Below are 13,317 nucleotides of genomic sequence, written 5' to 3'. Positions count from 1 at the left end.
TAAATGGGCCCAGACGTCATCCCTGTGAAGGGGTGCCACTCACTTCGGTTAGGTTCGGAGTGTTGATCGTGCAGCTTACCTGCGCCGGATCGCCGCCGCGCATCATCGAGAACAAATAGGTGAGGCAGTCTTCGTTGTCTGTCACGCCGTCTGGAACAGGAGTGCAGATACCGTTGCTCATAGCGTTTATGACGGGATACGCGCCTGCACTGAAGAATCCCGGCGGGTAGGAGAGCAGGTCATTCAGCTTGGCGCCGGATCCGATCGTGGTCGGCGCAATGACCTGAATGCTTGCATTGGTGTAGGTGACGGTATCGGTGCCGGGGTTGGCCAGCGTTCCGGTATTCATCGTCGAGGTGTAGCTGCCCACCGGCGACGTGTTGGTGGCAGACTGGGTGCACAGACCTGGAGGTGTCGCGAATACGGCAGCGCCAGCCCCCACGTTGACCGTGGGAGCTGCGTTGTTGACGACGGTATAGATCCCTGGAGGAACCTCGTCTCCGACATGCATCATCAGCGGAGTGCAGGTCGCTGTGTACGCGGTGGCGTGACAGAAGCTCGTCAGACCCAGCAGGATGGCGATTAGATAGAGTCGTCTCATTATTTGATGAACCAGGCCGTTCCGAACCATTCCGCTTCGAGGGGGACTCCCACTGTCACGGTGGGCATTGTGCCGGCGATGTTTCCGCCCGTAGCAAAGCTAAAGGTGGATCCAGCAGCAGGCAGGATGTGAAGGCGAGTTGAAGTTGTTGCGTTCACGCCCGCGGGTGGGGTGATGGTTGTGATCGTGATTGAACCGCTCAAGTTGATCGTGGCCGACGTCGGCGTGATGGTAGCCGCAGCCGTAATCGCCTGAATGGGATTGAACTCGTAGGTGCCTCCCATCGGTGCGCCGATGACACCAGCTCCGGACGCTGTGCTATTCGCTGTCAGGTAGCTGTTGGCCAGAGAAATGGAGATGCCGGCCGAGTTGCCGCTAAATGACGAACCCCAAAAGATGCCTTCATTCTTCAGGAACAATCCAGCCGAGGTGATGTTCAGCGCCTGAACGGCGTTGAGGCAGAGCTGCATGTTGGCGTTCGAGGTATTGAACCATCCGGTATTGAGACTGCCGAAGGCGAAGGTGGGAGCCGCGCAGGTGCCGATAGGGCCCTCGATCTGGCCAGTGAAGACCGGATTGGCCTTTGGCAGCAGTGATGCAATAGGAGTCCCTGAGTCCGCGGTCGTTCCGTTGACATTGCTGAACGTTGCAACGTCTCCGGCAACAGTAACCTTGGGGAATCGCTGTGCAAAGAAGCAACTCGTTCCGTCATAGAAGACCGTGAAGTTGGTCACGGCACTCGCAGCAGTCGCTACGGAAGCAGTAGTTCCCCCATCCACGTTCTGCCATGAACAGCCCGTACCGAGTACGAGAGCTGCTCCGCCAGTTGCATCCTGAATAGCCTCGAGGTTGAAGAACGAACCATTGACAAGACCGCTGACATTGATTGTCCGCGAAGCAAGGGTATGCGCCATGGCCAGGGTTGCATTCGTCGTTGACGCGCCGGCCGTCGAAAGCGTGACCGTCGCCGCGTCGGTGAGAGCTATGAAGGCTGATGGAGTCCCAGCTCCACTAGTGGGAACAACTACAGTCAGGGTTGCAGTATTGCCTGACTGTGCAACGGTCATAGTCGCGGTGTTTCCCGAGACGATCTGTTTCACTGGCACAAAGAATGGTCCGCCGTTGTCAGACTCTTCGATCTGACCAGCAGTCGCGAAGAAGGCTTCCTTGACGGTATTTGGCGATGACACGGTGACCGCGACGTCGCCTGCCGACCCAACCTGCCACAGAAGTTGAGAGTTATTGACAGGGTCAGGGCAGACGATGTCGGTGTTGCAAACGGCTGCCGTGTCTGCGCTACCACCATTCGCCTTTCGAACTCCAGAGAGAGACGCAGTTCCCGTACCGCCTTGAGCTGCATTGATCGGAGTGCTCAGTGCTCCAAGCGAGGTGATGTCGTTGTTTGCTCCGGATGCGGCGGCGCCGATGTTTGCGAGCGCGGCTGGAGCATTTGAGATATCCGAGAGATTGTTGGCACCCTGAGTAGCGCCAACGATACGGCTATCGTTACCCTGAGCTGAAGTCCCGGCGGTGGTGCCGTAGACGACCGTCGCATCACTACCTGCCGGACCCTGGGGTCCAACTGGGCCAGCGGGGCCTGGCACAGTGCTGTCTGCTCCGTTGGCACCTGTGGCTCCAGCTGCGCCGGTGAGTCCAATTGGACCCTGGGGTCCGGTCAGTCCGATCGGCCCCTGAGCACCCGTAGCACCCGTAAGACCAATTGGGCCTTGAGGACCAGCGGGACCCGTAGAGCCATTACCGGAGCCGTCGCCAGTCGACAACACCACGTAGACGTGACCGACGCAGTTCTCGAGAGTACCGACGCCGTCGACGTAGAGCGTAAAGAGAGAAGGCATGTTGCAGGTGGTCGGCACAACGCTACCGAACGAACTCTGGATAGGCTGAACATTGGTGGTCTGTGCAGGAGGAGCATAGGCATCCAGCGCCCACGTCGCACCGGTGATGTTCGGCACCGGCGGGAACACGAAAGCGCTCTGGGACGCGGTGTTGGTGATCTGCACCGCATACAGGATGTTGGCCGGGGTTGTGAGAGCAGAGTCTGGGATCTGGCAGGTACCGGCGATTGCGCCAGCGGTGATAGCGCACGTGAAAGCCTTTGGCGAGTTGAGTCCCTCGCCTTCCCCTCCAACGAATGAGATGGGCTGACCGTTGAGGGCGACAGGAGTGAAGCTCACCTTGCCAATCGCGATAGGTACACCACCCATACTGATCGAGTGGGCAGTGACGGTGGTCATCTGCGCATGGCACAGCGAGGTAAAGCCGACGCACAGGAGCGCGACGGCTGCTTTGAGCAGACGATTCATGGAGGTCCTTAGGTTCTGGTGCTAGAGGGAAACGGTGGGGGAGGTGGTCTTGTGACGATGCGGGACCTGGTGCATGAGTGCCGCTTCGGCCCGCTCACGTAGCCGCTCGCTCATGAGGAGGTTGAAGGCGTCCGTCCCCATCAAAGCCGTCTCTTCATGAGTGAAGGACGCCATCACATGGATGTCCGGAACTCGCTTGTACACGCCACAGAGTTCTTCGCGGGATAGTGTGGCTTTCCACTTCTGGTAGTCAGCCTCGGAAAGAGTGCCAGCCTTGCGCATCTGCGGATAGTGGATAGTCTCGTCCGTGCAGAGGGCCGCGTGGATCTCAGCAATCTTTTGTCCGGGTACGAGGGTCGTTGGACCGCCACAACCGGGACATGAGACGCTTCCCTTCTCGTCGACCAGACCGGCCTGCTTCGCCATATCGATGTGAATGCTCACTGGGCAAGGGGAAGCACCGTTCGCCGCGGCCTCGGCAAGGTCATTGCATGCCGGACAATCAGCCTCATGGATGATGGTGTCCTCGGGATGAACATACCCTTCAGGGAACACAGCCGGAGCCTCAGCAGATACTCTCTGCGGACCAACGTGATGATCCGGAACGTGCTGGCTCGTGGAAGCGAGTAGCTTCTCGTGAGCCGCGCCGCGACTGCATCGATACAGGTCCGGGTGCTGATGAACGTTCGCGCGGGGAGTGTGAAAGCAGAAGTGCTTGAACGAATTAAGCAGTGGCTGGGGCATTGGCTACTCTCGGTACAATGGTTTCCGTGGCGATATCGTAGACGAAGTCGTCGTTGTGATTCAGAAGTTGATTGAACTGCTCCGAAGTGATCCCGACAGGGTCGGCAAACGGAGTGATCAGATCACCCTTCGCGTCCTTGAGGATGGCCATTGGTACAAGCGGGGTAATCGTCGCGTCTATGGAGCACGCGACGTGATAGATATTCCCAGCCGAATCGTGTTCGAGATAATAGATCATTAAAGCCACCTGTAGGAGTAATTGAGCCAGAGAGAGCTCACCTGAGCGTCTTCCTCTTGCGCTGTGGAGTTTGTGTTTGAGCTGACTTGTGTACCGCTGGTGATGTCGAACGAACCATTCCTCAGAGCCGTTACGCTCATGCTTGGAACGAAGGACTGAATCGTCTCCGGACCACCGGGGTTCTCCGGAGTGCCGGTCTGCATAATGACAATGTTCGTCGGGAAGAAGCTGTCGACCTGGACAGTAGGCTGCCGACCTGCTTGGGTAGGGATAGTCACCGTGGTGGCAGCGCCGACCTGATTACCCTGATACGACAGTGAGCCTGAGCCACTGGCAAAGTTGATCGCTGCGGAACCAACGCCGTGGAGGATGTGACCGTTGCTGTCGATGATGCCGATCCCGCCCAGCGTCCCCGCCGTGATGGGAGTTCCATCCCCGAAGGTCATGTTGCCTGCGTTATCGATCGTGAATACCAACAGACCAGCAGTTTCATCTTTGACTATGATCGACATTTAAAGCACCGCATAACTGAACGTGTGGCTGCTGGTGTTGGTGCTGGCGATCGTGAAGGACGATGGGAGGGTAAAGGTGTAGAGGATTCCTCCGCCGTCCACGCTCCCGATTCCCGCAAACTTCGGACCAGAGATGGTGGCGGTCCCACCAGCGCCAATCGTGATTGATCCCTGAAAGCGAGTCAGCGCAGCCGAAGTGACTGTGTTGGCTGCCAGGGCATTGTTGCCCACGACCGGGTGAGCGTTGAAGGACAGGTGGGTGGTTGCCGTACCGGGACCTACGTTGACGTTCGCGGAGTTATCCCCGGTCAGCAACTGAGTCCCGGCTGTCGCATTGGCGATATTGAATGGCATGGCTTTACCAGGTTCCGTAGGTGACGGTGATTGTGAAGCCAGAGGCGTTGGTCCAGGTAATGGTCGTTGTAGTCACCGAGCTAGGAGCCTGAGAAGCCGTCACCGTAGGAACTACGATGGAGACCACTGTGATCCCTGTAGAACCTCCGGGAGAGATGTTCACCGAGCCCGTGTTGGCTAGAGGAACACCAGGTACCGCGAGTAGATTCCCGAAGATGGCAAGCGGCGACACAATACCGAAGCTGTTGACCGTCAGGGCTTGGCCGTTGACTGGCAACGAGCCAAGCCCCATCTGGTTGGAGTTGTTGACGAACATGATGTCAATTCCGGCTGTTTCATCGCGTAGTTGGAATGACATGATTAGATCGCCGTGAGTGAGTAAAGACGAGCACCGGAATTGATCTCCAACTTGAAGCCTGTTGGGACCACGCTGGCGATAGTCGTGGAAGGAACACCGTCAACATGGCTGGTGTCGTTGGAAGTGTTGCTCCCTGTGACGTCGGCACCAAACTGACCTGTAGCTGCGTACGGGACACAAGCGACTGACTGTACAGCTAGGTCAGAAGCTCCAATCGCATACAAAGCCAGCGAAGCGAAGTTCGCCCCCGCAGGAGCCGTCCAGTCGAAGGCCATAGCCACGGGCGACGAAGTGACGCTTCCGTTGGCAAGGAAGTCTTGGAATCCAGGGTTTGATGTGCTACCAGTTCCACCCGGAATGACGTTTGCAGGTTGGGACGATCCGGGCTGCCATGCCACGCGGAGAAAGATACCGCCTGATCCGGACCCGTGGTAGACCGTGTAGGTGATGCGATACTTGGCTCCTGGATTGACCTGAAAGGCAGGCGAAAACATGAACCCACCACCAACACCAATACCACCAGGGACGAAAGCACGCTGTCCAAACGAGTCGCTACCCAGTGTGAATGGCGCTGCTGGGTTGAGGACCCAACCCTGAAGTGTTCCCAGGGAGAAGGTGCCGTTCGGAACGATGGACGAACCCGTTGCCGTGTAGACGATGGGCTGAGAAGCCGTAACATCCGCTGCGCCGGTTGTGTCGGTGAGTGAGACTCCAGAGAACCAAACTCCGCCACCAATCCCTAATGTCCCTCCGAAGTTGTCTGTGAGGCTCAGCGTGTAGTTCTGAGTAGCAGATGCTACGAACGTGAGTTGAAGGAACGTAAACGAGGTAGCCACAGTAGCAGCTAATATCGCTCCCGTTACACTGCCAGAAATTGCACTGGCAGGACTTGCCTTTTGAAGTGTCACTGCTCCACCGGAGACATCAATGGCAGCCCCAATAGCATTACCGACTAGAGTGTTCCCTGCTGCCTGCACCCATGCTTGGAACTGATAGGTGTGACCAGCGGTGAGTGCCGCAGTCTGAGAGATGAATCCTCCAACAACCTTAGCTGACTGACTACCGATCTTGTGTTGAGCGGTGTCAATAGTGGCAGAGGCTGTACCGACTGCCGTGATCCAGTTTGCAAGACCGTTGGCGAAGTTGCTGTTAACCAGCATCTCGCCGGGTGCTGTTCCGCCGAGTAGCGAACCAGCCGTGATCACAGGAATCTGAGCAGCCAGTGTGCCGAGGAACGTAGGCGTCAGAGACACCTGGTAGTCGTTGATGGTCACCCAGGAAGAGAATGTTCCGTTCGCTCGATAAGACCGGATTTGGACGTTGTAGAAAGCACCGGGGATGACGTTGCTGATCCACTGCTCGTTGAGGCTGATATCCGCTGGGGGCTCTGAATAAAAGACGTGGCACCCGACGGCTGAAACTGTATCTGGATGCCGATCGCCCGGTTGTCAAGAGGTGTGTCCCACGTAACAACAATCAGGTTGTTCACGGTTCCATCAGGATTGATCTGAGCTACGTTGGGACCGGAGAACAACTGCATGTTGGTCGGCGGAGCAGGAACCAACGGTGTCTGAGAAGGCAGAGCCGGAACATCATAGATGGTCAGCTCTTCAATCGTGGACCAGTTGTAGATAGATGCGTCAGTCTCGTTGACATTGAGGCTGTACTTGATCAGCGGAGCACCGCTGGCTTCGTCCTCCACGACGGAGAGATTGGAACCCAACACCTCAAGAGACTTGTTGACCCAACCTAGCTCGGGGATATTGAAAGAGAAGACATCCTTCTCCTGCATCACGTAACCGGACATGTTCAGTTCGAGCGTGCCGCTTCCCTGAAAGCGGTTGCGGAGCAGCATGATCTTAGCTACGCGCTGCGCCTGTGCCATCGACAGCACAGACTGAAGCGAGAGCTCCATCGGGTGTGGGTGGCCACCGTCCTCAGTCAACCATTGATTCGAGGGAAACCCGTGAAGAGTGTCCTGAGCGTATGGAGGAAAGTTGGTGGGCTGGAAGGCGAAGCTGAAGTTGTTCTGCGCCTGACCGTTGAAGAACCCATTTTGGTCGTAAAGGTTACCGGCCACGTTGAACGGGAACGTGGGGGCGATGAAGGTACCGTTCACCTCATTCACCAGATCGGGCACGCTGTGGTTTGGCTTCCACTGAATCGTGTCGGTTAGGTGTTGCAGCCCGAAGGTGAAGCTCGGTCCAGACCAGTAGGCAGGCCAGAGGTAGTGCTGGCCGCCGATCTGCGAGTACATGCCAGCGGCACCGTTCATGATGTTGGATAGAGCATCGCCTGGAGCCGTGGACGTGTCGTAGTGAAAGTTGCAGGTGTAACGCGCTTCAGTCTGCCCACTCGCGAGAGGGACCTGCTCATCGCATACGTTGGCCGCTGCAATCAACTGAAGCTGGTTCACCGAGTTGTCGCCCAAACCAAACTGAGCATCGGTGATTATGTCTCCAGCAACCAACGCCCAATTCGCTGTGAATCCCGACGTCTGAGTACGCGGATCCCAGATATTGTTCTTCCCATTGACGGTAACCCGGATCTCGGGCTCTGTGGGGAAGGTGCCTGGGTCATTTTCAACCTTGAGATAGAGATAGCAGCATCCGCCAACCCAAGGCGAACCGCCCTTGCCATCAGGTGCCCAGAGTGGATCGTTGGCGGTGAGTCCTTCGAGGACGGTACCGTCTGTCTGATCGCCGAACCCGCCGACCTGACAGAAGACTTTACCGCCGAAGTTGAACTGAACTCCGTTTGGACCTGTGTGTGAGTTACCGTCGGCGTTTCCGCCGAACGTCACACCGTTGCGAGTCACACTGCCTACGCCACCAGCGAAGTGAACCTGGCGGCCATCCAAATAGATGTTGACGACGCTGTCGCATACGTGACCGGCAAGCACGATGACGTAGTTGAGTTGATCGTGGTGAGAACCAGTAGTACTTTTGTAAATGATCACACCGCCGACGCGCTGCTGACCGTAGATGATCTGACGAGCAGAAGCGGGAGTGCGGGTGGTGATGTTCTGTCCACGGTTGTTGGTTAGAGCGCTGGCGATAGCGCCAGCTTCCATGCTGATGCCTTCCATGGCAATAGCAAACATGGCCTTCTGGAACATTGGATTGACTGTGAGCGCGGGGTCAAACATTGCGGTGAGTACTTCAGCCCCAAGTACCGCTCCGATTAACGCTGCTCCTTCAATTGCCTTCGCCACGCTAGACGCTCCAACTTCTTACAATGTGTGCTTTGCCGTTTCTGTCGGCCAGGGGAAGACGGACGGGTCCGTCCTCGGAGACTGAGATAACGTCTCTTCCGTTCAGGTGGACAACTCCAGCTATGAGGTTGTCGCCATTCTTGATGACGACGAGGTCGCCTCGCTTAGCCATCAGCGGATACGCATGCTCTTCTAAGCCGTGCTTCTGAGCACAGTAAGCGGCTGCATCTGCGACGGTAGAGCCGCCGGTTACTTCCTTGATGGCTCGTAGTGCTCCGAACTCATTGGTGTATTTGTTTCGGAACTCTTCGGCAATATCAACTCCCGTGTAAGAGAGGATCGCGTCGGCCGCGTACAGGCAGCAGTCATTGGTTCCCCATTCGAATGGCTTACCAACTGACTCCACAAGGAAGTTGTGGAAATGCTCTTCTCGCCAGTGTTCATGAAGTCTTGAAAGTGCCATAGATTTATCCCCACACGTCGGCTTGGTCATTGAGCGACTCAACCCAACCGAAGGCTGTGTCCGTGGGATACAGCACCCTCTGACTGGCTGATGTGTAACGCAGATTGCTGGCTCGTGAGAGGTCCAACATCTTGGTCTCGAGAGCGAGGGTGATGGAGATGCTGTCAACACCCATCGACACGGAGGGCTGGTCCATGGTGCCGTTGAAGACTTGATACGGCGAGCCGACGATGACGCCATTGGCCAAGCAGCCAAACCACATCTGTGCTTGAGCACCGGGTTGCATATCGGTTATGCAGTCCGCTAATAGCACCGGATCGATACCACTGAGCGTGACTGTGGTTCCAAAAGCGTGGACATCGGTTCCCTCTTGAATCGAACCGATCTTAGCGAGTGAACCGATTCCGATAATTGGCTGGGAGTTCCATATGATGGTTCCATATCCCGTCCACACCCATTGAATAGAGGATCGGAAGCTCAGTTGCGCGATAAAGAAAGGCTGGAACTTTCCAGCCGAGATGGCCGTAGCCAGCGCGGGATCTAATGCTCTTGCCATGTGGTTTACCGATACTCCGTGAACGGGTAGGAGACGTGAGTGAGGCCGTCTACTCCGCTGCTGAAGGTGCCTTTGTTACTCGCAAGACGGAACAAGCCGAGAGGGTTGCTGGTGATGATCGGGCTGTTCGCAACGGGAACCTCACGTAGAGATGGCCAGATGTTGATGGCCGCCTTGCCGTTGACATCCGAGCTGACGGTGTCGAGTACGCGATGGAGACGGAAGCCAACCTGAAGGAAGTCACCGGCGAGTAGCAAGCCAGACTTCAAGGCTGTCCAACCTGTGGTGAAGAGGATTTGCCCACCCGCGACTACGGCTACGGAACCATCCACAACCGGCGTTCCCTGAATCACTCCTCTCGGAGAAGTCTTCAGGGGATCGCCGAGCTGGAAGGCGTTCAGCATCCCCTGGCACTGCATGAGTGCCGCGAGGACGGGGTCGGCCTGTTTCTGCGTGAGTGGAGGATAAGTTGCTGTTCCCGATAGAGCGTCGGCGCCAGGCCATATCTGCGCCTGTGCTCCTCCCGTAAAGATGGAATTACTCATGGCAACAGCCGTAGAGAAGTTCCAATCAACGGACATGAGTGCGCCCGAGTGAGCAGGGAATGTCACCAGCGTCACGGTATTACCGAGAACGTTAATCAGAGATGTAGGCATGAGTTCTTTCGGAGGTTGTTATTTCCGCTGTGAAGGTGGTGTGCGTCTACGGTCCTGATTCTGGCTTTGAACCGTGGACGCAGAGATATGCGGAGCGGCGGCTTGAATGCCGCGCATCATTTGGACTCGCGTCTGAGCTGGATCGGTTGAGCCGGAAGCATCGATGTTGATCGTGTGTCCGCCGCCACCCATATTCTTGAGCTTGTGGTTGGGGATAATGTCTCCCTGACCCTGAGGAACGAAGAGCTCTGGGCCTTGTTCGCCAACTAAAGCTGGTCCGTCGATCGCGCCGCCAGAAGCGAAGGCAGCTATGTCGCCGAGAGCTGAAGAGTCCGAGGCTTCGGTAGCAATTCCACCAGCTGCCTGATCGCTTGCGAATGCTCCTTGCGAGATACCTTGTACAGCGTCAAGACCGTCATAGCCGGGTCCCAACGCGCCACCTCCGAAACCCCCAAAAGAGGTTCCGAACATCTTGTTGACCATTCCCATAAAGCCAGACTGGGAACCGCCGCCACCGCCCCCGGGTCCGCCGCCGCTACCCGGTTGATATTTGTCAGCCGAGGTAACATACATCGGGTTGTTCTTGGTGCCGAGCTTGCCGCCACCGCCGAATCCGAACGCGCCGAGTACTGAACCTTCGCCCTTTTGCAGCGCAGTGCCAGCAACTGACTTAGCCAGGCCCGCCCCATAATCGCCGAAGGCATCTCGGGTCTGTCTCCCCGTCATGTGCGGTGTAGTTAGTACATGCAGGATGGTGTCATTGAGACCCTTGAGGGTGTTCGTGGCGAGCTCGTGCATCTGAGCAGCCGCATCACGGGAAGCTATGACAAAGTCGTCCAAAGCACCGGTCGCACCCTTCAGCCCCGAGGTTGCGGCTGGGTTGGTGTTCTGGTTGTCCTCGTTGATCTGGTTATTCCGATTGAACGTGAGCTGATTCTGAGCGTTCCGGTTCGAGGTGAGAGCAGCCTGACGGGCATCGTCTGTGTGATACGACTTGTCAGTTGCAATATACTTAGCCTGGTCCTGCAGCTCCTTCAACGCATCGTTGTACTCCTGAGTGTGGAGTGCAGCCTGCATGCGAGCCGCGTCCAGCTTGGTGAGCTGACCGGTTGCCACACCCATCTGGATAGCCTGCTGAGCCAGGGCGTCGGAGTTCTGCTTGTTGAGGTCGAGGGTCTCACGCATGGAGGTGATGCGTGCGAGGGATCCCGCGCCGGTCTGGTTGATCTGATTGTTCGCATCGTCTGAGAGGAAGTTGCCCTTCTCCCGTTCGCGGTAGTCCTCTCCGGTGATCTTGACGTTCTCAGCTTCGTAAGCCTGCCACTTCTTGAAGAGCTCGAGGTCTTGCTCCCAAGCCTTGACCGTAGCCTCGATCGCTTTACGAGCGGCTTCGGCTGCCTTCTTGGCTGCCTCTGCGGCTCGTGTTTGCTCTCCCTTCTGCTGTTCGAGAGCGTCGGCGGCGACCGTCTGGTCTGACTCCTTGTAACCGGAGACTAGATTGTGTTTCTCACCCTTGAGCTGATCCAGAGCGGCCTCGAGGAGGCAGTCTGGTTTGAGAAGTCGATGCCCTTATAGGCGTACGGGCTGTCCTTAGTTGCGGCGACGGCTGCTGCATCATTGCGCTGGGTGTCGTATACCTTACCCAGCTCGGTGCCAACTTTGTCGATCGCCGCTGTGATTGCGGAGAGACGCGCGGTGCGGTCGGCGGCCTTTGCTGATACTTCATCGCCTGGCTTGGCCGAGTCCAATGCTTGGTCAGCGCGACGATTGCTGGTCTTCAGGTCTGCGAATGCGGAACTGATGACGCTGTCGCTGCCAGTGGTCTTCGAGACATCGGTGCCGAGTAGCTGGAGGCCGATCTGCTTGAATGCCCCGATGGAGTTCTTTTGAGGAGCTCGTCGATAGTCTTCGAAGCACGGTTGGCTTCTTCGGTGAGTGCGAACGCTGCTTTACGATCCTCATCCAGAGCGAGCGCCAGCAGGTTCTCCGGCTTATGCTCGAGCTTGGCGATCGTATTCGCCAGCTTATCGTTCGCGACGTCGAGCTCGATGCCTGACTTGCGAGTGGAATCGTTCAGGGCCTCAAACCCTTGCTTCACGTTGGTTAGGGAGTTCTTGGCGGACTGTGAGAAGTCGTAAACCTTCTTACCCAGGTCAACGATGATGGTAGCCATCGCAACGGCACCCACAATGGGGAAGGCGCTCTGCATGACGCCGCTCAGGAGCTTCGACTGGGAGAGCAGGCGCTCGATGGCGCGGGTGTTGTTTCCGAGTGGGTTCTCGAGGAGGCGGATAGACGCTGAGGCAGCCTGCATGCTCGTGACGGTGGTATGTCCAGCAGCCTTGGCGCTTGCACCCATCTTTTCGGCGGCGCGACCGGCGGCGGTGAAGCCCATTACTGCTGGCTTCTCGTCCACCTTGAGGATGATGTCTACGCCGCCTGCCGCTTGAGTGCTCATGAATTTCCTTTTCTTGCTGCTGCCGCCTCGACCTCAGCTATCAGCGTGGTGCAGATGGTGTTCGTTACCTCCTGGCTTACGGCCTCCCAGGCGGGACGTATGAAAGGATGCTCGGGGACGTCGTGAGTCTGCTTGCCGGGTCCTTTGGTCTTACCGTCGGCGTAGAGCCGTGATTTGCCCCCTTGGACGCCACGGTGTCCGTACTCTACGAGGTTGGCAATCCACGCGGTCTCTTTATCGGGACCGATCTTGGCCTGGAGGACACCGTCTCCGTCTTCGCTGACGCGGATGATGATGTCCGACTTGAGTGCCCCAGGAGGCAGGATGCCGCCGGAGTAGTCCTTTAACTGGTGCTCGCTCCGTGATCGCTGCCTGCACGATCTGCGCACCAGCCCGGAGAGCTTTGCGGGTTGCACGTTCAGCAGCCTTGGTGCCGAGGTCGTTCAGTTTGGCTTGAAGCTCAGAGATCCCTTTGATTTCGAATCCGTCTACTGCCATGCCTAGCCCCTACCCAGCACCTCACGCAGGCTGTTAGCCAGGTGGAGGCGTTTCTGTTTCGTCATGCGAATCCTCTTCGTCTCCACGACCTTGTTGGATTTACCCGGCCGCGGGAGGACGAGGAAGTCTTCGTATGTGGTTTCTTTCTTCGGCGTGCGCTGACCGGTGTTTGCAACCCACCAAGTAAGCTGAGCGAACTGACGGTCTGCGATCTCGAGGCCGACACGTTGACGCTTCAGGAGCGCATCGAACATCTTCGGAGTCATATCCCAGAAGTCGTCGTCCATGAGCTTGAGGTCGTATCTTGCGAGGCTCCAGTAGCGGTGCCACAACTCATCACT

General features: G+C 57.2%; 17 protein-coding genes. All 17 read right to left on the bottom strand.

Going from position 1 to position 13,317, the window contains the following annotated elements; genetic code table 11:
- Positions 1 to 16: 16 nt before the first annotated feature.
- The 17 genes from RBB80_RS16960 to RBB80_RS16880 all read right to left on the bottom strand — a co-directional run bounded on the left by RBB80_RS16960 (position 17) and on the right by RBB80_RS16880 (position 13,308).
- Complete coding sequence (locus RBB80_RS16960; protein ID WP_433963679.1) at positions 17 to 601, bottom strand: hypothetical protein; 585 nt, start codon at positions 599 to 601, stop codon at positions 17 to 19.
- Positions 601 to 2,925, bottom strand: coding sequence for a hypothetical protein (locus RBB80_RS16955; protein ID WP_433963678.1), 2,325 nt, complete (start codon positions 2,923 to 2,925; stop codon positions 601 to 603). The genes RBB80_RS16960 and RBB80_RS16955 overlap by 1 nt, the downstream gene beginning before the upstream one ends.
- 21 nt (positions 2,926 to 2,946) lie before the next feature.
- Positions 2,947 to 3,669, bottom strand: a complete 723-nt coding sequence (locus RBB80_RS16950) for a hypothetical protein (protein ID WP_433963677.1) — start codon at positions 3,667 to 3,669, stop codon at positions 2,947 to 2,949.
- Complete coding sequence (locus RBB80_RS16945; protein WP_433963676.1) at positions 3,650 to 3,907, bottom strand: hypothetical protein; 258 nt, start codon at positions 3,905 to 3,907, stop codon at positions 3,650 to 3,652. Before RBB80_RS16945 ends, RBB80_RS16950 begins: the two co-directional genes overlap by 20 nt.
- Positions 3,907 to 4,419 (bottom strand): hypothetical protein, encoded by a 513-nt coding sequence (locus tag RBB80_RS16940; protein WP_433963675.1) that lies wholly within the window; start codon positions 4,417 to 4,419, stop codon positions 3,907 to 3,909. The genes RBB80_RS16945 and RBB80_RS16940 overlap by 1 nt, the downstream gene beginning before the upstream one ends.
- Entirely contained in the window at positions 4,420 to 4,773 is a 354-nt protein-coding gene (locus RBB80_RS16935; RefSeq protein WP_433963674.1) for a hypothetical protein, read from the bottom strand.
- A 4-nt stretch (positions 4,774 to 4,777) separates the two neighbouring features.
- The gene (locus RBB80_RS16930; protein WP_433963673.1) at positions 4,778 to 5,131 is read right to left on the bottom strand and encodes a hypothetical protein; all 354 of its coding nucleotides are present in this window, start codon (positions 5,129 to 5,131) and stop codon (positions 4,778 to 4,780) included.
- Positions 5,132 to 5,133: 2 nt separating this feature from the next.
- Positions 5,134 to 6,405: a carbohydrate binding domain-containing protein gene (locus tag RBB80_RS16925; protein WP_433963672.1), complete on the bottom strand. Its 1,272-nt coding sequence runs from the start codon at positions 6,403 to 6,405 to the stop codon at positions 5,134 to 5,136.
- Positions 6,402 to 8,345 carry a hypothetical protein gene (locus RBB80_RS16920; RefSeq protein ID WP_433963671.1) on the bottom strand — a complete coding sequence of 648 codons (1,944 nt, stop codon included), beginning with the start codon at positions 8,343 to 8,345 and terminating at the stop codon, positions 6,402 to 6,404. The genes RBB80_RS16925 and RBB80_RS16920 overlap by 4 nt, the downstream gene beginning before the upstream one ends.
- A 1-nt stretch (position 8,346) precedes the next feature.
- Positions 8,347 to 8,808 (bottom strand): DUF6950 family protein, encoded by a 462-nt coding sequence (locus tag RBB80_RS16915; RefSeq protein ID WP_433963670.1) that lies wholly within the window; start codon positions 8,806 to 8,808, stop codon positions 8,347 to 8,349.
- Positions 8,809 to 8,812: 4 nt separating this feature from the next.
- Positions 8,813 to 9,364, bottom strand: a complete 552-nt coding sequence (locus RBB80_RS16910) for a hypothetical protein (RefSeq protein WP_433963669.1) — start codon at positions 9,362 to 9,364, stop codon at positions 8,813 to 8,815.
- Between the two features lie 5 nt (positions 9,365 to 9,369).
- The gene (locus RBB80_RS16905; protein ID WP_433963668.1) at positions 9,370 to 10,020 is read right to left on the bottom strand and encodes a hypothetical protein; all 651 of its coding nucleotides are present in this window, start codon (positions 10,018 to 10,020) and stop codon (positions 9,370 to 9,372) included.
- Between the two features lie 18 nt (positions 10,021 to 10,038).
- On the bottom strand, positions 10,039 to 11,205 hold the full coding sequence (locus RBB80_RS16900) for a phage tail tape measure C-terminal domain-containing protein (RefSeq protein ID WP_433963667.1): 1,167 nt from the start codon (positions 11,203 to 11,205) through the stop codon (positions 10,039 to 10,041).
- A gap of 308 nt (positions 11,206 to 11,513) precedes the next feature.
- Positions 11,514 to 11,768 carry a hypothetical protein gene (locus RBB80_RS16895; RefSeq protein WP_433963666.1) on the bottom strand — a complete coding sequence of 85 codons (255 nt, stop codon included), beginning with the start codon at positions 11,766 to 11,768 and terminating at the stop codon, positions 11,514 to 11,516.
- Between the two features lie 29 nt (positions 11,769 to 11,797).
- A complete protein-coding gene (locus RBB80_RS16890) occupies positions 11,798 to 12,478 on the bottom strand; it encodes a hypothetical protein (protein ID WP_433963665.1) in 681 nt (226 codons plus the stop codon).
- Positions 12,479 to 12,712: 234 nt separating this feature from the next.
- Entirely contained in the window at positions 12,713 to 12,976 is a 264-nt protein-coding gene (locus RBB80_RS16885) for an HK97 gp10 family phage protein (protein ID WP_433963664.1), read from the bottom strand.
- Positions 12,977 to 12,978: 2 nt separating this feature from the next.
- Positions 12,979 to 13,308: a hypothetical protein gene (locus tag RBB80_RS16880; protein ID WP_433963663.1), complete on the bottom strand. Its 330-nt coding sequence runs from the start codon at positions 13,306 to 13,308 to the stop codon at positions 12,979 to 12,981.
- Positions 13,309 to 13,317: the final 9 nt, after the last annotated feature.

Source organism: Tunturiibacter gelidiferens (assembly GCF_051013345.1).
Taxonomy (GTDB): domain Bacteria; phylum Acidobacteriota; class Terriglobia; order Terriglobales; family Acidobacteriaceae; genus Edaphobacter; species Edaphobacter gelidiferens_A.
This window is presented reverse-complemented; position numbering and strand designations above follow the sequence as displayed.

Excerpts from the sequence above, each read along its gene's own strand:
- RBB80_RS16960 (WP_433963679.1), bottom strand. The coding sequence starts at position 601 with ATGAGACGACTCTATCTAATCGCCATCCTGCTGGGTCTGACGAGCTTC.
- RBB80_RS16955 (WP_433963678.1), bottom strand. The coding sequence starts at position 2,925 with ATGAATCGTCTGCTCAAAGCAGCCGTCGCGCTCCTGTGCGTCGGCTTT.
- RBB80_RS16950 (WP_433963677.1), bottom strand. The coding sequence starts at position 3,669 with ATGCCCCAGCCACTGCTTAATTCGTTCAAGCACTTCTGCTTTCACACT.
- RBB80_RS16945 (WP_433963676.1), bottom strand. The coding sequence starts at position 3,907 with ATGATCTATTATCTCGAACACGATTCGGCTGGGAATATCTATCACGTC.
- RBB80_RS16940 (WP_433963675.1), bottom strand. The coding sequence starts at position 4,419 with ATGTCGATCATAGTCAAAGATGAAACTGCTGGTCTGTTGGTATTCACG.
- RBB80_RS16935 (WP_433963674.1), bottom strand. The coding sequence starts at position 4,773 with ATGCCATTCAATATCGCCAATGCGACAGCCGGGACTCAGTTGCTGACC.
- RBB80_RS16930 (WP_433963673.1), bottom strand. The coding sequence starts at position 5,131 with ATGTCATTCCAACTACGCGATGAAACAGCCGGAATTGACATCATGTTC.
- RBB80_RS16915 (WP_433963670.1), bottom strand. The coding sequence starts at position 8,808 with ATGGCACTTTCAAGACTTCATGAACACTGGCGAGAAGAGCATTTCCAC.
- RBB80_RS16910 (WP_433963669.1), bottom strand. The coding sequence starts at position 9,364 with ATGGCAAGAGCATTAGATCCCGCGCTGGCTACGGCCATCTCGGCTGGA.
- RBB80_RS16905 (WP_433963668.1), bottom strand. The coding sequence starts at position 10,020 with ATGCCTACATCTCTGATTAACGTTCTCGGTAATACCGTGACGCTGGTG.
- RBB80_RS16900 (WP_433963667.1), bottom strand. The coding sequence starts at position 11,205 with ATGCGTGAGACCCTCGACCTCAACAAGCAGAACTCCGACGCCCTGGCT.
- RBB80_RS16890 (WP_433963665.1), bottom strand. The coding sequence starts at position 12,478 with ATGAGCACTCAAGCGGCAGGCGGCGTAGACATCATCCTCAAGGTGGAC.
- RBB80_RS16885 (WP_433963664.1), bottom strand. The coding sequence starts at position 12,976 with ATGGCAGTAGACGGATTCGAAATCAAAGGGATCTCTGAGCTTCAAGCC.